Annotated in this window: 16 protein-coding genes and 1 CRISPR repeat array; of the genes, 2 read left to right on the top strand and 14 right to left on the bottom strand. The window is 51.7% G+C overall.

Annotated features, from left to right (window positions below; translation table 11 throughout):
• Positions 1-15: 15 nt before the first annotated feature.
• The 5 genes from ftsB to cysD all read right to left on the bottom strand — a co-directional run bounded on the left by ftsB (position 16) and on the right by cysD (position 3,841).
• Positions 16-327: a cell division protein FtsB gene (gene ftsB, locus J1G48_RS04580; RefSeq protein ID WP_000517480.1), complete on the bottom strand. Its 312-nt coding sequence runs from the start codon at positions 325-327 to the stop codon at positions 16-18.
• Between the two features lie 190 nt (positions 328-517).
• Positions 518-841 (bottom strand): DUF3561 family protein, encoded by a 324-nt coding sequence (locus J1G48_RS04575; protein ID WP_001537530.1) that lies wholly within the window; start codon positions 839-841, stop codon positions 518-520.
• Positions 842-891: 50 nt separating this feature from the next.
• On the bottom strand, positions 892-1,497 hold the full coding sequence (cysC, locus tag J1G48_RS04570; RefSeq protein WP_001173663.1) for an adenylyl-sulfate kinase: 606 nt from the start codon (positions 1,495-1,497) through the stop codon (positions 892-894).
• The gene (gene cysN / locus J1G48_RS04565; protein ID WP_001092251.1) at positions 1,484-2,923 is read right to left on the bottom strand and encodes a sulfate adenylyltransferase subunit CysN; all 1,440 of its coding nucleotides are present in this window, start codon (positions 2,921-2,923) and stop codon (positions 1,484-1,486) included. Before cysN ends, cysC begins: the two co-directional genes overlap by 14 nt.
• 9 nt (positions 2,924-2,932) lie before the next feature.
• Positions 2,933-3,841, bottom strand: a complete 909-nt coding sequence (gene cysD / locus J1G48_RS04560; RefSeq protein ID WP_000372384.1) for a sulfate adenylyltransferase subunit CysD — start codon at positions 3,839-3,841, stop codon at positions 2,933-2,935.
• A 250-nt stretch (positions 3,842-4,091) separates the two neighbouring features.
• Between cysD and J1G48_RS04555 the strand changes: the two genes are divergently transcribed.
• Entirely contained in the window at positions 4,092-5,138 is a 1,047-nt protein-coding gene (locus tag J1G48_RS04555; protein ID WP_000490481.1) for an aminopeptidase, read from the top strand.
• Between the two features lie 14 nt (positions 5,139-5,152).
• Positions 5,153-5,669: a CRISPR direct-repeat array (repeat unit 29 nt; unit sequence CGGTTTATCCCCGCTGGCGCGGGGAACAC).
• A gap of 96 nt (positions 5,670-5,765) precedes the next feature.
• On the opposite strand, the gene cas2e is transcribed toward J1G48_RS04555, so the two are convergent.
• From cas2e to J1G48_RS04515, 8 genes are read right to left on the bottom strand one after another with little or no spacing between them, the layout of a single operon-like run.
• Entirely contained in the window at positions 5,766-6,059 is a 294-nt protein-coding gene (gene cas2e / locus J1G48_RS04550; protein WP_001518648.1) for a type I-E CRISPR-associated endoribonuclease Cas2e, read from the bottom strand.
• Positions 6,059-6,979 (bottom strand): type I-E CRISPR-associated endonuclease Cas1e, encoded by a 921-nt coding sequence (cas1e, locus tag J1G48_RS04545; protein WP_000144830.1) that lies wholly within the window; start codon positions 6,977-6,979, stop codon positions 6,059-6,061. Before cas1e ends, cas2e begins: the two co-directional genes overlap by 1 nt.
• A complete protein-coding gene (gene cas6e, locus J1G48_RS04540) occupies positions 6,976-7,626 on the bottom strand; it encodes a type I-E CRISPR-associated protein Cas6/Cse3/CasE (RefSeq protein WP_000281483.1) in 651 nt (216 codons plus the stop codon). Before cas6e ends, cas1e begins: the two co-directional genes overlap by 4 nt.
• Positions 7,608-8,354 (bottom strand): type I-E CRISPR-associated protein Cas5/CasD, encoded by a 747-nt coding sequence (gene cas5e / locus J1G48_RS04535; protein ID WP_000085115.1) that lies wholly within the window; start codon positions 8,352-8,354, stop codon positions 7,608-7,610. Before cas5e ends, cas6e begins: the two co-directional genes overlap by 19 nt.
• A gap of 10 nt (positions 8,355-8,364) precedes the next feature.
• On the bottom strand, positions 8,365-9,423 hold the full coding sequence (cas7e, locus tag J1G48_RS04530) for a type I-E CRISPR-associated protein Cas7/Cse4/CasC (RefSeq protein WP_000206417.1): 1,059 nt from the start codon (positions 9,421-9,423) through the stop codon (positions 8,365-8,367).
• A gap of 13 nt (positions 9,424-9,436) precedes the next feature.
• Positions 9,437-9,991 carry a type I-E CRISPR-associated protein Cse2/CasB gene (casB, locus tag J1G48_RS04525; RefSeq protein ID WP_000117945.1) on the bottom strand — a complete coding sequence of 185 codons (555 nt, stop codon included), beginning with the start codon at positions 9,989-9,991 and terminating at the stop codon, positions 9,437-9,439.
• The gene (gene casA / locus J1G48_RS04520; RefSeq protein WP_000368579.1) at positions 9,988-11,544 is read right to left on the bottom strand and encodes a type I-E CRISPR-associated protein Cse1/CasA; all 1,557 of its coding nucleotides are present in this window, start codon (positions 11,542-11,544) and stop codon (positions 9,988-9,990) included. The genes casB and casA overlap by 4 nt, the downstream gene beginning before the upstream one ends.
• Positions 11,545-11,555: 11 nt before the next feature.
• A complete protein-coding gene (locus tag J1G48_RS04515; RefSeq protein ID WP_000029737.1) occupies positions 11,556-14,219 on the bottom strand; it encodes a CRISPR-associated helicase/endonuclease Cas3 in 2,664 nt (887 codons plus the stop codon).
• Positions 14,220-14,662: 443 nt separating this feature from the next.
• Between J1G48_RS04515 and sopD the strand changes: the two genes are divergently transcribed.
• Positions 14,663-15,616: an SPI-1 type III secretion system effector SopD gene (sopD, locus tag J1G48_RS04510; RefSeq protein WP_001145541.1), complete on the top strand. Its 954-nt coding sequence runs from the start codon at positions 14,663-14,665 to the stop codon at positions 15,614-15,616.
• An 87-nt stretch (positions 15,617-15,703) separates the two neighbouring features.
• On the opposite strand, the gene cysH is transcribed toward sopD, so the two are convergent.
• Complete coding sequence (cysH, locus tag J1G48_RS04505; protein ID WP_000039870.1) at positions 15,704-16,438, bottom strand: phosphoadenosine phosphosulfate reductase; 735 nt, start codon at positions 16,436-16,438, stop codon at positions 15,704-15,706.
• Positions 16,439-16,465 lie beyond the last annotated feature (27 nt).

Genomic DNA, 16,465 nt, shown 5'->3' with positions numbered 1-16,465 from the left:
AAATCCCTGGATGGTTTATCGATGAGTTTGCCCCGCCGTTGCCGCGCGTTTTGAGGCGTCAGGCACCAGACGATAGAAGGTTTCGCCCGGTTTGGTCATGCTAAGTTCGTTGCGCGCGCGCTCCTCAATCGCTTCCTGGCCGCCATTGAGATCGTCAATTTCGGCAAAAAGCTGATCGTTACGCGCTTTAAGTTTGGCGTTTGTCGCCTGCTGCGCGACCACATCATCGTTGACGCGGCTATAGTCATGTATGCCGTTCTTACCGAACCACAGCGAGTACTGTAGCCAGACCAGTAAAGCCAGCAACAGCAGCGTTAGTTTACCCATCCTGCCCCCTGAAAAACGGCATCATCATCCCATAACGTCCTCTGTGACTCCACATTCAGGACGGGATTGCCGCGACAACGCCGGCAAATGTACCACATTTGCCGGATGTTACGTATACCCGAGTAAGGAGAACATAATCTCATTGTTGGTTACGGTTTGAATTATGACCGGAGGCGCAGTGATAACCCGTCTACCCTAATAGCCATATAAATAACGCGCCGAACAGCGCGCCTACGGCCAGTAGAGTAAACATAATGCTAAAAAGTATTTTGCCCTTTACCAGCAGATGCAACGCAATGCCGATAATCACCGATACCGGCATTAACGCGAGGAAAAAGGGCCAGGTATAGAGGAAAAAAAACAGCGTGTTAGGGCCATAAAGCAGAAAAGGGATCCCCAACGCCAGCAGCCATGACACAAAGCCGACCACCGCCCCCGGAAATGCACTGGTGGCGTCATCGTCGACCATGAAGGCGTCTGACCTTGTGAAAGTAATGTTATGGCTATTACGCATATTAAATCCTGTAACCTTGACCATACCGGGCATACAAGCCCGGTGGTGTCTCAGGATCTGATAATATCGCGCCGTCTCAGCAGGTCTAATAATTGGGAAACCAAATTTGTTACTAATTGTTCACCATTAAGATGAACCTGTGGCGAGTCAGGCGCTTCGTAAATGGCGTCGATGCCGGTAAAGTTACGCAACTCGCCCGCACGCGCTTTTTTATACAACCCTTTAGGATCGCGCTGTTCACAGATAGCCAGCGGCGTATTGACATAAATCTCGATAAAACGATCGTGGCCGACGCGCTCTTTTACCAGTTGCCGCTCGGCGCGGTGCGGAGAAATAAATGCCGTCAAAACAATCAGGCCGGCGTCCGCCATCAGGCTGGCCACTTCGCCTACCCGCCGGATATTCTCCTGGCGATCGGCATCGCTAAAGCCTAAATCACGGCACAAACCGTGGCGCACATTATCGCCATCCAACAGGTAGGTACTGACGCCACGCTGATGTAACGCCTCTTCCAGCGCGCCGGCCACCGTTGATTTTCCCGAACCGGAGAGTCCGGTAAACCACAGCACCACGCCACGGTGGCCGTGGAGCTGTTCACGGGCGGCGACAGTAACGGGATGAGAGTGCCAGACCACGTTCTCATCATGCAGCGCCATGTTTATCTCCCAGCAAATCTCGGGCGTCCCAGTGCGGAAAATGACGGCGTACCAGCGCATTCAGCTCCAGCTCAAACGCACTGTATTCCACGGGCGGCGTCGCTCCGCGTTCGTCCAGTTCCCGCACCATGCCAGCGCCCACGGTAACGTTAGAAAGTCGGTCGATAAAAATCAGCCCGCCCGTCACCGGATTTTGCTGATAAATATCCAGCGCGAGCGGCTCATCGAATGTCATCTCCACCAGACCAATACCGTTTAACGGCAGGCTCTCGACGTCTCGTTGGGTCAGATTGTTGATATCAATCTGATAGCGAATAGCCTCGATACGCGCGCGGGTTTTCTTACCCGCAAGTTTAACGTCGTAGCTTTGGCCCGGCGCCAGCGGCTGTTCCGCCATCCATACCACGTCGATCGCGGCGTGCCGCGCAGGTGCCAGCGTCTCGTTTGCCGCCAGCAGCAGATCGCCGCGGCTAATATCAATGTCGTCGTTGAGTACCAGGGTAATGGCTTCGCCCGCACAGGCTTCTTCTTTATCGCCATCAAAAGTGACGATACGCGCCACGCTGGATTCCACGCCGGACGGCAGCACTTTAATGCGCTCTCCGACTTTGACGCTACCAGACGCCAGAGTGCCGGCATACCCCCGAAAATCAAGATTCGGGCGATTAACGTATTGTACCGGAAAGCGCATCGGCTGACGGTCTACCGCACGCTGTATGTCTACCGTTTCCAGGACTTCCAGCAGCGTCGGACCGCTGTACCAGCGCATATTCGCGCTCTGCGCGGCGACATTATCCCCTTCCAGCGCCGAAAGCGGGACAAAGCGAATGTCCAAATCGCCCGGCAACTGTTCAGCAAAGGTCAGGTAATCTTCGCGAATACGGGCGAAGGTCTCTTCGCAGTAGTCAACGAGATCCATTTTGTTGATTGCCACCACCAGGTGTTTGATCCCCAACAGAGTGGAGATAAAGCTATGGCGACGCGTCTGATCCAGCACGCCTTTACGCGCGTCGATCAGTAGGATCGCCAGATCGCAGGTGGACGCCCCGGTCGCCATATTACGGGTATATTGTTCATGGCCCGGCGTGTCGGCGATAATAAATTTTCGTTTTTCCGTGGAGAAATAGCGGTACGCGACGTCAATAGTAATGCCCTGCTCACGCTCGGCCTGCAGCCCATCTACCAGCAGCGCCAGATCGAGTTTTTCTCCCTGCGTGCCATGACGTTTACTGTCATTATGCAGAGAAGAGAGCTGATCTTCATAAATTTGCAGAGTATCGTGCAGCAAACGACCTATCAGCGTACTTTTACCGTCATCAACGCTGCCACAGGTTAAAAAACGCAGCAGGCTTTTGTGCTGTTGGGCAATCATCCAGGCTTCGACGCCGCCTTCATTGGCGATTTGTTGTGCAAGTATGGTGTTCATGGCGGCTCCTTAGAAATACCCCTGACGTTTTTTAAGCTCCATCGACCCCGCCTGATCGCGGTCAATCATCCTCCCCTGGCGCTCGCTGGTGGTAGAAACCAGCATCTCTTCGATAATTTCCGGCAGCGTTTGCGCGTGGGATTCCACCGCCCCGGTGAGCGGCCAACAGCCAAGTGTACGGAAGCGCACCATCCTTTTTTTGATGACTTCGCCAGGCTGGAGATCGATACGATCGTCATCCACCATCATCAACATGCCGTCACGTTCCAGAACCGGGCGTTCAGCAGCCAAATACAGCGGCACGATGTCGATGTTTTCCAGCCAGATGTATTGCCAGATATCCTGCTCTGTCCAGTTGGAGAGCGGGAAGACGCGTATACTTTCACCTTTATTAATCTGACCGTTATAGTTACGCCACAACTCTGGACGCTGATTTTTCGGGTCCCAGCGATGGAAACGGTCACGAAAGGAGTAAATACGTTCTTTCGCACGGGATTTTTCCTCATCGCGCCGTGCGCCGCCGAACGCGGCATCAAAACCGTACTTATTCAGCGCCTGCTTTAACCCTTCGGTTTTCATAATGTCGGTGTGTTTAGCGCTACCGTGAACGAACGGATTGATGCCCATCGCCACGCCTTCCGGATTTTTATGTACCAGCAACTCGCAGCCATATGCGTTGGCGGTACGATCGCGAAAGGCGTACATCTCACGGAATTTCCAACCGGTATCAACGTGCAATAGCGGGAACGGCAACGTACCCGGATAAAACGCCTTACGCGCCAGATGCAGCATGACGCTGGAGTCTTTACCAATGGAGTACAGCATGACCGGATTAGCGAATTCCGCTGCCACTTCACGGATAATGTGGATACTTTCCGCCTCCAGTTGCCGCAGGTGGGTGAGTCGTTTTTGATCCATAACCGTTCCTTTGCAATACCGTTTTTTGCTAAACATTTCGATTACACGACTATAGGGAGCGCAGGAGAGTGAATGAAATGACGAATTGGAATGAGTAGTTCCTCAAAGGAATAACGCGGCCCAAAAACCAATATCAAAAAATGCTTAACGTACCGGATTGCCAGCATTTAGGAGCAAATGAAATTGTATTAACACGATCGCGGTTTCATACTAGCCACGTAAAATTTTGTTCTGTATTTAAGGACTCATTATGTTTTCCGCAACGCGCCGCTTTGCCGTCATTCTGGCGCTCGGCGTAGGCTTTATCCTTCCTGCACAAGCAGCATCACCAGGGCCTGGTGAAATAGCGAATACTCAGGCACGACATATCGCCACCTTTTTTCCCGGGAGAATGACTGGCTCCCCCGCCGAGATGTTGTCTGCCGATTATTTACGCCAACAATTTACCCAGATGGGATATCAAAGCGATATTCGAACGTTTAATAGCCGATTTATTTATACCACGAAGGATAATCGCAAAAACTGGCATAACGTGACGGGCAGTACGGTCATCGCCGCCCATGAAGGGCGCGTGCCGCAACAGATCATCATTATGGCGCATCTGGATACGTACGCTCCGCAGAGCGACGCTGATGTCGATGCCAATCTGGGCGGTTTAACGTTACAGGGAATGGATGATAATGCCGCGGGATTAGGCGTTATGCTGGAACTGGCGGCGCGTCTGAAAGATATACCGACCCATTACGGGATTCGTTTTATCGCCACCAGCGGGGAAGAAGAGGGAAAGCTAGGCGCGGAAAATTTACTCAAACGAATGAGTGACGCTGAGAAGAAAAATACGCTGCTGGTGATTAATCTCGATAACCTGATTGTTGGCGACAAGCTCTATTTTAATAGCGGGAAAAATACGCCGGAAGCGGTGCGTACACTGACCCGCGATCGGGCATTAGCGATTGCGCGCCGTTATGGTATCGCCGCCAACACCAATCCGGGACGCAATCCATCCTACCCCAAAGGAACGGGTTGCTGTAATGATGCGGAGGTTTTCGATAAAGCGGGAATATCGGTGCTTTCTGTTGAGGCGACGAACTGGAATCTGGGTAAAAAAGACGGATACCAGCAACGCGTGAAAAATGCCTCCTTCCCGAACGGCAATAGCTGGCACGACGTACGGCTTGATAATCAACAGCATATTGACAAGGCGCTGCCAGGGCGAATTGAGCGCCGTAGCCGCGATGTAGTACGGATAATGCTGCCGTTGGTAAAAGAGCTGGCGAAGGCGGAAAAAACGTCCTGATATGCTGGTGAAACGTGTTTATCCCCGCTGACGCGGGGAACACTATTTATAAGCGTGTCATCTATGCAACCCAACCGGTTTATCCCCGCTGGCGCGGGGAACACACCTGCCCGACCCAATAAGGGGGCCCTCGTGACGGTTTATCCCCGCTGGCGCGGGGAACACGGCCGCTGGTCAAATTCCCAATCTGAGCAATCCGGTTTATCCCCGCTGGCGCGGGGAACACATAGCCCCGGCAGCGATAGCTAAACCAGTTCCCGGTTTATCCCCGCTGGCGCGGGGAACACGCCTCAAAATCTCTCGGTGAGATGTAAGCGTCCGGTTTATCCCCGCTGGCGCGGGGAACACACCAGTGGTCAGCGGCGGATGAATTTGCCCTGCGGTTTATCCCCGCTGGCGCGGGGAACACGAGAATGCTCATGCGCGTGAGCGCCATATATTCGGTTTATCCCCGCTGGCGCGGGGAACACAGGCGGACCGAAAAACCGTTTTCAGCCAACGTCGGTTTATCCCCGCTGGCGCGGGGAACACACTAAAACTATATATTTGTTCTAAAAGCCCTTTTTTACTACATAACAAACTACCAACGGTAAGATAACAATTCCTTATCATTAAAGAACATTCAACTTATTGATTTTCAACAGGAAGAAAAGAAACCAAACGCAGTCCATCCAAATCTACCGGAATACGTCTGTTTTCACCCCAGGTCTGGAACTCAAAACCAGACTCAGTATTTGTTGCCCAGGCCATTACTACGTTTCCGACTCCGCCAAGCTGTGTGATCTGTTGCCAAATCATTTCCCGAATACGCTTCGAGGTATCGCCAACATAAACACCTGCACGAACCTCAAGTAACCAGACGGCAAGACGTCCCCGCAGGCGCGGCGGTACGTTTTCCGTGACCACAACCACCATACTCATCAACCATGCCCCCGATGGCCGCTATCACCCAGTGATTCAGGTTCCGGTATTGCTGGCGGCAGCATATCCGGCGCAGGCTGAGGTGGTTCAATTTCACCGGCAGCGAGCACCTCTTCGATCAGCGGGATCAATTTTCCGGTCAGCTTCGAACTGCGAAAAATATCCCGGCAGGCCAGGCGCACTTCTTTATCAGGTTCCGCCGGGTGACGAGCGGCGATCTCAAATGCTTTGGGCACCACCGATTCAAATTTGATGATATCGGCAATGTCATAAACAAAAGAAAGCGGCTTACCGCTATGGATAAAACCGATAGCCGGCGCATATCCCGCCGCCAGGATAGCCGCTTCTGAAATCCCGTACAGGCACGATGTCGCCGCGCTAATACATCGGTTGACGACATCCCCCTTCTCCCAGTCTTTCGGATCATAGTTACGACCATGCCATTTCACGCCATACTGCTTCGCCAGTAATGCATAGGTCGCCCGCACACGGGATCCTTCAATACCGCGCAGTTGCTCAACGGAACGACGGGCGGGAGGCGGCTCACGAAAACGCAGTTCATACATTTTGCGGACTACTTTAAGCCGCAGGTCATCATCTAACGCCAGCTTTGCCTGGTAAAGCAACTTATCGGCTCGTGCGCCGCCGGGTTGTCCGGAGGAATAGACCCGCACTCCCGCCTCGCCCACCCATACCAACAGGGTGCCGACCGTTGATGCCAAATGCACTGCCGCATGGGAAACCCGCGTTCCCGGTTCCAGCATGATACAAGCGACCGAACCGACGGGAATATGCGTACGGATTCCCGTTTTATCGATCAGCACGAATGCCCCATCCAGCACGTCAATTTGACCGTACTGGAGGAAGATCATCGAGGTTCGATCTTTTAACGGGATCGGGTTGAGCGGTACGAACGTCACGCGTCGTCTCCGGGTTTGATCATCATCATTCCGCAGCCAAACGCCCGGCTTTTACCGTACCCCTGCGCCAGACGTTGCAGGAAAAGCGCGGGCTCGTTAATCACCAGCACGCCGGTATAGTCCACGCTGCTAAACTGAATCATCTGCCGGGATTTCTCTCGACGTATCTGCTGCTGCCGGTAAGCATCAACGCTCGCCTCGCGCAGAGTAAAGCCATTTTGCTCCCCCTGGCGCGCCAGCCATTCCAATGCCGCCTGCTGCTGATAAGACCAAATATCCTGGCTATCGCCCTGCGTTTTACGCTGGCGTTTCGCCTCCATCAGCAAATCGTGACGCTTACCGTTTTTGCAAATTGTCGGATTGGCTCGCAAGTTAAACCGCAGCGTCTGTCCCGCGCTCAGCATTGGCGCAAACGGGCGAGTCTGTACGTCAAAAATCGTGCTGGCGGCAGGCTGTTCCTGTGAGAGAACAAAAAAGCGAAACGCGCCCTGTAACTCTTCGCGGCGATAAAGAAACTGCCGTTCCTTGCCGCCGGGAAAGAGATCCCATAACCACTGGTGCATCACGTACTCGCCGCGCTCCACCAGATGCAAGAGCTGTGCCGGCGAAAGCTCGCTGGTGTGCAGCGTTATTCTTGAGAGATACACGCGTCCTCCTTGCGGAGCCACGGCCCCTGATTCACGCTACGTTCACCGAACAGCCATTGCTGGCGGCTCAACGGCATGTCGCGACGACGTAAAATTTTGTTCGCCGTTAAGCCATCGTGTTCACCTTCCCACCAGCATTCATTCTGTAATCCGGGGAGAGTCAGTTTCAGCGCATTGAATTGATCCTGATACCAACGATATGCTTCACGCAGGACATCCGCCGCATTCCCTTCCAGCAGTTGCGGCGCAAGCGGCAACGCCAGAGGGTGACTTTTGCGCCCCAGATACAGCGGGAACACAGGATGTTGTAACGCCGCCTGAAGCTGCGCCAACGTGTAAGGCGCGTCCGGCGTCGCGCTGACAGCGATCATCCACCAGGCGTCGGTGTAGTAGTCGCGTCGGGAAATCAGCGCGCTCAGTAACTCAGGATCCTGCAACTCTTCACGGCGGCTGAAGTAACGCGCCTTACGTACCTCTTTCGGCATCTGCACCGTGTGATAATCCCGCGCCCAGCGCGGGTTGCCGCTGGCGCACAGCAAAAATTGGTAATGACGATTAAAGGTGTTTAGCCGTTCCTCTTCATCGCGGCGAATACCCAGCGCCGCAGCTAATAACCCCAACAGCGCAGAACGCGAAGGAAGTTCATGGCTGTGGCGCACTTCGCCTGGCGCATCCACGCCCCAGGAGGCCATCGGCCCATGAAGCTGAAAAACCAGATATTGGCTCATAAGCCGCCCCTTACGCGCAGATGAAGTCAAGCACGTCTTTCATGCTTCCCTGCTGATTCATCACGTTAAAGTTTTTGAACGCCGTCTCCTGTGCATAGACCTCATTCATATTTTCATGCAGCGCGGTAATACGCTTAACCGCAACGTTCAATTGGTCTGTACCGTTGATCGGTTCATAAAACGCGGCCGCCAGTGAACGTGGTTGGTCGGTGCCTTTTTCGGCCAGCGCCCACGAGGCATAGGCACGGCTGGCAAAGCTGTTCTGTTTGCCGGTCGGCGACACTTTCAGCGCCGCTTCAGTAAAGGCGCGCAGCGTTTTGTTTGCCAGTTCTTCATTGCCGTTCAGGTTTTTCACCAGCAGATCTTTGTCGATGCAGATATAGGTGTAAAACAGCGCGGAGCCAAAGCCGGTTTCGCCGAGATGGCCTGCGCCTGCATCTTCTGCCGATGCCTGGCGTAGGTCATCCACAGCGGTAAAGAAATCGTCTTCGATGATCGTTTCGCTGACGCCGAAGGCGTGGGCGACCTGGCAGGCGGCTTCCACGTTAAAATCAGTTTTCTTCGCTAACATCCGGCCAAACATGGCAATATCGACGGCCATGCGATCGTGACGTAACAGTTCCGCTTCCTCTTCTGTTGCCGGACGTTTTTCTTCTGCCAGACGGCGCGCCAGCGCTTTCACGGCCTCAAACTCAGCAGGGCTGATATGCACCAGTTGCTCGGTTTCAGCATTCGTCAACTCATCTTTGGGTTTCTTATCCTCTTTTACCTTGCCAAAGCAGTTGGCGATGTTCTTGACGTACTCAACCGCTTTTTTGGCGTCAATGCCGCTATCAACGAGGATTTGCGCCGCCTCACGAGCAATGCGACCAGTACGAATACCAATATGGCCAGCTAATGCCTGTTCAAATAACTCAGATGTACGCCAGGCGCGTTTCAGGCTCTGAGAGGAGATACGCAGACGTGTTGCTCCGCCAAGCACCACGGTTTTTGGCGCACCGGTATCATCACGGTTCAGGTTAGCGGCGGGGTAAGCGGTCAGTAAGTGGAGCTGAATAAACGTTGTCATAAAGATATCCCTGTTAATCTTGTTCGTTATCGGTATCGCCAGCCTGGTAGTATTCCAGCGCCCAGCGGATACGAAGAAATTCGGTTGGCCGCTGCTGGCGGCGATGGTGGTTCAGCAAGTCATTCTGCTCCTGGCACCAGCAGAAAATATCGTCTGCAAGAGAAAACAGGTTGACCGAACCATCTAACAGCTTCACCGCACGCCGTAACTGGCGCAGCAGTTCATCCGGCGTTTTTACCGCTAATAGGTGGGAGAAGCGTAATTTTGACATCACCGGAGTGTCGCCACCTTTCTTCTGTCCAAGCTGCGCAGCAAAACTCTTTTGCTCATCAATAAATTTGATATGTGCAGCCAGTGCCGCTGTGATTGCCAATGCAGTAACATTCCAGGGTGCTTTGTTTTTCCATAAAGAATGTGTTTGCATTAACAATGAATGAAGCCCCTCAGCCAAACAGGCATCATTCACCGTTTTACTACGTCGTAAGCTGGCACGTAATCCACGTTTTTCTTGTAGTTCATCATGCCACTGACGCAAAGTGGCTTTATCATCTTTCGTCACAACACTCATTCAGCAGCCTCCTGTTTCTTTGCTTTGGCGGCTTTTGCGCTTTGCTTTTCCGCCGATGAAGTAAAATATTTTTTGCGCGCCTTCATGATGCGCTCCAGATCGCTGCTCTCGTAGGGGTTGGTAAAGACGTGATCATCGAAGTAACAACGGGTAAACAGCCAAAGTTCTCTTTGCCATTTATTCAGCCTTTCGTCCGGCTTGTGTCCGTTTTCCAGATCGTGGATCAGATTGAGAAAGCGCCCCTGCGTCAGGTTCCAGAAATCAATGTCGATAAAACTGAAATCACCCCGCGCATCCTTCGCATTGGTGAACCACGCTTCTTTTAGCGCACTGCGAAGCAGGCTCAACAGGCGGGCCGCAGTTTGCACGGCCTTACGTAAATCAGGGATCAGACCTTCCGTCATCAGCAACGGGAAGTGATGCTCATACCAGCAGCGGATTTTCATATTGTCGAAATCCGCGCCAAAGCCCCGGATCCCCGCTTTAACGTCAGTCAGCGAGCGGGCGTTAAACACCTTGACTACCTGCGCGGGAGATTCGTAATTCGCTTCCGTCTGGTTGTTCTGACTTAATCCCAGCCAGTCGCGCCAGATAAGGCCGCCGGGCTGCGGTTTAACGGAAAAGAAGGCGTTTTGATCTTTTACCGGGGCGCGATAAGGCGTCAGCGGGTGCCGCCAGCCATCGTAGTTAACGCCGTAGTTCTTGACGGTCATAAAGCCAAGAAGCTCATCGCTTTCAGCGCCGCAAATATCGCAGCAACCTGACTGTAAGGTGGCAAAATCCAGGCGGATACGACGCGGCATCCCCCAGTACGCCTGGAGTTTATTGACCTGCTCCGGCGTGGTAACGGCATTCGCCTGCTCGCTGGTCCGCGTCGCGGCAAGCCACGGGAAAACGGTCGCATCACACTGGTCTGGTAAAGGCAGATCCGCAGTATCCTGCGGCATCACGTTGAGCCACAGCTTGCGCCAGATCGGCGTTTGCCGCTCGCCCTGATATTCCTGCAATTCAACCAGCGTGGTCAGTGGCCCGCCGCCGCGCAGCCCGGTACGATAGCCTTTGCCGCCCGCAGGCGCGTTAAGCTGCAACGAGAACAGCGCCAGCGCCGCGCAGTGCGGACAAAAACGTTCCGTTACGCCGCGTTTGACAAAATGATCTTTATTGAACTTCGTGGTTTGCGCGCCAGGTATTTCCGGCAACAATGAGGCAATAGAGACTTTTTCGCCGCTTAACGGTTCAAAATCCTGCATAAACGAGGGGGATTCCGCGCCAAACTGAAAAGCGTGTTCTAACGGTGCTAATGCCTTATGGAGCACATCGGCATGCAATCCATCAAACCAGATATCCTCCCAATTTTTGTATCTTTTCGGCGCGATACTGCATTGCAGCAATCCCAACAGAAACTGCCAGGCCGCTCCCTGTAAATCTGCTCGCGTTGCGGCGATGTCCACCACGTTTTCATCCGCCAGATCGACGGGGGCCAGCTTGCCCGTGGAACCGTCTTTGAAACGGACGGGGAGCCAGGGCGTTGTTAAAAGTGAAAAATTGTCCATATCTGTATTCGTTATTCCCCCATCATGCCAATCAATCCCTCATTCGCCGAATAACCACAAGCGGCAAAGTCCGTCACCACAATCACCGTGGCAAAATCCTTATCCTGATGCTGTTGCGCACACCACTTACGCAAGGGTTCGCCGTCTAATTTTTCAAACTCGTCTTTATGTTTATTCCACCAGCTCTGACGTACTCGCAGCACGCTCATCTCCCAGGCGTGTTCACCGCTGGCATAAGGGGTTACGACGCTATCCACGATTTTCGCCAGCCACAGCGTGACAGACTCTTCCGCCAGCCGCGTTGACATTTTCTCCGGTAAAGAATCGCTAATTTCAGCACAGTAGCCCGGCGCAAAGTTAAGCAGCATCTGGCCGGCAAATGCCCGGTCGCAATAAAATTTGCCTTCCTGCAATTGCTCGGTTTTTGCAAATCCAACCGGCATGTTGACATCCTCACCGTAGACCGACTCAATCAACAAGCGGGCAGATTGCGGCATCCGAATCGTCCCCTGCTCACGTAATATGCGCTGCGTCAGCCACATGCGCCCATGATCGGGATAGACATAGGCGCTGTTACGCATGGCGCTGGATAACCAGTTCTCTCGCGGCGCGTCATCCCACTCCGGAGCAAGAATGCGCAGCACTGGCGTCTCTCGCTCATCCTGCCCACTCTTTTTCACCAGACCGTTACGATCGCGAATATGACGCTGTAGTCGACCGGCCCGCTGAATTAATAAATCCACCGGCGCTAAATCAGAGATCATCTCATCGCAGTCAATATCCAGACTTTGTTCGATTACCTGCGTGGCGATAATGACCTTACCGGCACGTTGCGCGCCGCTCTGTTTGCCAAAGAGATTCAGCGTCTGCGACTCAATCCGCTGACGATCGTGAAAAGCAAAGCGACTATGGAAGAGTAAAAGGTTTTCCGTGGCGACGACCTTACTCAGTTGAAGCTGGCGATAGATACGAATCGCATCATCAACGGAGTTACGTATCCAAGCGATACAGTTTCCTTTTTCCACTGCTTCACCTATACGTTCAAGACACGCCTCTTCACTATGTAGCCAGCCAATATCTACGCAACGCTCAACCTCTTTGCGTGTATCAACCCGCTGAGAAATCAGCTCTGTTTGTGTGACCTGAGTCAGCCAGGGATAATCGTCATGGCCTAGCAACGGCGCCTGCACACTACGCCTCACCCCACGGGAAAATGCCGCCACCAGCTTATCTCGCTGCTGCTGCGATAGCGTCGCAGATAACAGAATAGTGGCGTTGCCATTACTGGCCTGCCGTTCGATCAAACCTTCAAGTATTCGGGACATCCAGGCATCACAGGCATGGATCTCATCAGCCAGTAAGATCTTGTTGCTAAGACCCAGTAACCGCAGGTTGTTATGTTTAAATGGCATTACCGCCATCATCGCCTGATCCAACGTGCCTACGCCAACCTCCGCCAACAACGCTTTTTTATTGCTGTCGGCAAACCAGGCGGCGCATCCCTGACTATAAGGCTGCGCTTCATCGGGTTCTTCCGTACCAGAAAGAGTGACCGACCATATTGACTGATTGAAACGATCCATTAAGCGACGCGCGCTATGCGCCAGAATCAGGCTGGGACGGGAGTCCGGCTGATACAGCGCCAGCCAGGTGTTCGCCATACGTTCAAACATCGCGTTGGCTGTCGCCATTGTCGGCAGTCCAAAATAGAGTCCCTGCGCTTTACCTGCCGCCATCAGTCGATGAGCTAATATGAGCGCCGCCTCTGTTTTTCCGGCCCCGGTGACATCTTCAAGAATAAAGAGTTGGGCGCCATCCACGTTGATATCCAGCTCAAGCGCCTTTTGTTGTAACGGTGTGGGATGCTGAATAAAAGGGAAAAGCGTTTCTATGCCCGTAAAGGCAGACACATTCGCCGCTGAGGGAAATAGCGTGATGGCAGTTTGTGCTTTAGCGAGAGCTTGCTGCCAGTAGGTATCAACAGGCATTTTTTCCGCAGTACGCGGAAAATAACGGCTGGCAGAACCAGTCCAGTCAGCCAGTACAACCGCAGCGGAAATAAACCAGGAAAGTTGCTGAAATTGGTCGATACCCTCATCTTCATCCCAGGCTTCAGGCAAAGTAATTAAAGGAAAGAGCGCTTTTATTCTCAGAAGAAAATCTCTTGCCGCGTCTTTATCCTGCTGGCGAAAATGGTCCAGCTCCTGGATTGCCTCTGGAGGGCGTCCATGATGACCTGTAGTGACTGGCATCCAAAGCGCCATAACGCGCTTACTTTTACGAACTGAAAGCGAAGAAGGAGGAAACAATTCAGGGCATTCACTTAGCCAGGAGTTCCACAACATGTATCCCAGCGTGGTATGCGCGATTTTTTCATAATGCCGTGTAGGCTCATTAAAGATATTTAAAGCCTCATGACGGTATAGTTGCTGGAAGGAATGAGCAAACTTTCCAATATCATGCCAACATAAAATCCAGGCAAAAAATTGCGCCGCCTGCTCCTTATCCTGGATGCCTAATTTTTTTAGATAGTGGTCAATAAAATAAATATTATTTATCACCATCCAGTAACCCACAGCCGCAACATCTAAAGAATGCCAGCAAAGCAAATGGTAATCATCACCGCCGTCAGTTTCTCCTCTTCGAGACTTTCCCCAATAGTGATATATCGACACGTAAACTCCAGCATGTGGATAATAAAAGCACTCTACGCCTTTTTAATGGTCTTTTTTGTTGATATACCTCACAAAAATTGCACTTCCTGAGATTATATTTAAATATGCCGCTCAATTTTATATATTCTTCAGAAATATTTACCCCACGAATAATTATTATAAATTTTTCCGCCTTTTTCTTCTGGAAGAAGCGCTCAAAGAGGCTTCCTCCAATGCCTTCTGCATAAACCAAAATTTAAAAAAAACGACCATTTGCGGCGAATCATCTACCTTTTGTCTGAATTATCGTCACCACAAAGGATTACCAACCATAAATGTGCTGTATTAATAATGTCGTTCAAATTCTCTCCTGTAGTAAACTTTATCTGTTTAATAAAAAAGAGAGAATTGAACGATATATTTTACTCCGGATATTGAATAATATAAATTTGAAGGAAAATATTATGCCAGTCACTTTAAGCTTCGGTAATCATCAAAATTATACGCTTAATGAAAGTCGGCTTGCTCATCTGTTAAGCGCAGATAAAGAAAAAGCAATCCATATGGGGGGTTGGGATAAAGTCCAGGATCATTTTAGAGCGGAAAAAAAGGACCATGCGCTGGAAGTGTTACACTCCATCATTCACGGGCAGGGCCGTGGTGAACCTGGAGAGATGGAAGTTAACGTAGAGGATATAAATAAAATTTACGCCTTTAAACGGCTACAACATCTGGCCTGCCCGGCTCATCAAGATCTGTTTACTATCAAGATGGACGCTTCTCAGACACAATTTTTACTTATGGTCGGCGACACGGTGATCAGCCAAAGCAATATTAAGGACATCCTCAATATATCAGATGATGCAGTGATAGAATCTATGAGTAGAGAGGAGAGACAGTTATTTTTACAAATATGCGAGGTGATTGGTGCGAAGATGACCTGGCACCCGGAATTACTTCAGGAGTCGATTTCTACACTACGAAAAGAAGTGACGGGCAATGCACAAATCAAAGCGGCGGTTTATGAGATGATGCGTCCCGCAGAGGCTCCAGACCACCCGCTTGTCGAATGGCAGGACTCGCTTACTGAAGATGAAAAATCGATGCTGGCCTGTATTAATGCAGGTAACTTTGAGCCTACAACTCAGTTTTGCAAAATAGGTTATCAGGAGGTACAAGGTGAAGTCGCTTTTAGCATGATGCATCCGTGTATCTCCTATTTACTACATACCTATTCGCCGTTTGCAGAGTTTAAACCAACAAATTCTGGTTTTTTAAAAAAACTTAATCAGGATTATAACGACTATCATGCAAAAAAAATGTTTATTGATGTAATTCTTGAAAAGCTATATCTAACCCATGAACGTTCTTTGCACATTGGTAAAGATGGGTGCAGTCGTAATATATTACTGACATAAAGATAGTCAGTAATATAACCAATTTAAAATCCGGCTGCCTGCCGGATTTTTCATAACAGCAAGTATAATCATACCGCGTAAGGACAATCACCCTTCATGCAGCCCGCACTCGCGCTTCAGTCCGAAGAAGCGTGTCTCTTCTTCCGCCATACCCGGCTCCCATTTGCGGGTGGTGTGCGTATCGCCCACCGACAGATAGCCCTGATCCCACAGCGGATGGTATTTCAGACCGTGCTTTTGCAGATACTGGTAAACCGTGCGGTTATCCCAGTCGATAATCGGTAGCACTTTAAACACGCCGCGTTGGATAGCGAGAACAGGTAAATGCGCGCGGCTGCCGGACTGCTCGCGACGCAGACCCGCAAACCACGTCTGCGCTTTCAGCTCTTTTAGCGCCCGGTTCATCGGCTCGACTTTGTTGATCTCATTGTATTTCTCAATGCCCTCAACGCCCTGCTCCCACAGCTTGCCGTAGCGCGCTTCCTGCCAGGCCGGACTTTCGCCCGCGCGGTAAACTTTCAGGTTGAGTTTGAGTTTGTCCGTTAGCTCATCAATAAACTGATAGGTTTCCGGGAACAAATAGCCGGTATCGGTGAGGATCACCGGGATATCCGGGCGAATCTGATTCACCAGGTGCAGGCTCACCGCCGCCTGGATGCCAAAGCTTGAAGAAAGCACGTATTCGCCGGGCAGATTTTCCAGCGCCCAAGCCACGCGTTCTTCGGCAGTCAGCGTTTCCAGTTGAGCGTTGGTTTCCGCCAACGCCAGTACGCGATCGACTTTTGGCAGTTCATTCAGGGCATTTAGATCGAGTTTGGACATAAGTTCCTCGCGGTATACCTTGCCTGA

It is taken from the genome of Salmonella sp. SAL-020, assembly GCF_017372215.1.
Taxonomy (GTDB): Bacteria; Pseudomonadota; Gammaproteobacteria; order Enterobacterales; family Enterobacteriaceae; genus Salmonella; species Salmonella enterica.
Note: the sequence above shows the minus strand (reverse complement) of the source record. Positions and strands in the feature narration are given on the sequence as shown.

What these genes read in the sequence shown, in the direction of transcription:
- ftsB (WP_000517480.1), bottom strand. Translation starts at nt 327, where the DNA reads ATGGGTAAACTAACGCTGCTGTTGCTGGCTTTACTGGTCTGGCTACAG.
- J1G48_RS04575 (WP_001537530.1), bottom strand. Translation starts at nt 841, where the DNA reads ATGCGTAATAGCCATAACATTACTTTCACAAGGTCAGACGCCTTCATG.
- cysC (WP_001173663.1), bottom strand. Translation starts at nt 1,497, where the DNA reads ATGGCGCTGCATGATGAGAACGTGGTCTGGCACTCTCATCCCGTTACT.
- cysN (WP_001092251.1), bottom strand. Translation starts at nt 2,923, where the DNA reads ATGAACACCATACTTGCACAACAAATCGCCAATGAAGGCGGCGTCGAA.
- cysD (WP_000372384.1), bottom strand. Translation starts at nt 3,841, where the DNA reads ATGGATCAAAAACGACTCACCCACCTGCGGCAACTGGAGGCGGAAAGT.
- J1G48_RS04555 (WP_000490481.1), top strand. Translation starts at nt 4,092, where the DNA reads ATGTTTTCCGCAACGCGCCGCTTTGCCGTCATTCTGGCGCTCGGCGTA.
- cas2e (WP_001518648.1), bottom strand. Translation starts at nt 6,059, where the DNA reads ATGAGTATGGTGGTTGTGGTCACGGAAAACGTACCGCCGCGCCTGCGG.
- cas5e (WP_000085115.1), bottom strand. Translation starts at nt 8,354, where the DNA reads ATGAGCCAATATCTGGTTTTTCAGCTTCATGGGCCGATGGCCTCCTGG.
- cas7e (WP_000206417.1), bottom strand. Translation starts at nt 9,423, where the DNA reads ATGACAACGTTTATTCAGCTCCACTTACTGACCGCTTACCCCGCCGCT.
- casB (WP_000117945.1), bottom strand. Translation starts at nt 9,991, where the DNA reads ATGAGTGTTGTGACGAAAGATGATAAAGCCACTTTGCGTCAGTGGCAT.
- casA (WP_000368579.1), bottom strand. Translation starts at nt 11,544, where the DNA reads ATGGACAATTTTTCACTTTTAACAACGCCCTGGCTCCCCGTCCGTTTC.
- sopD (WP_001145541.1), top strand. Translation starts at nt 14,663, where the DNA reads ATGCCAGTCACTTTAAGCTTCGGTAATCATCAAAATTATACGCTTAAT.
- cysH (WP_000039870.1), bottom strand. Translation starts at nt 16,438, where the DNA reads ATGTCCAAACTCGATCTAAATGCCCTGAATGAACTGCCAAAAGTCGAT.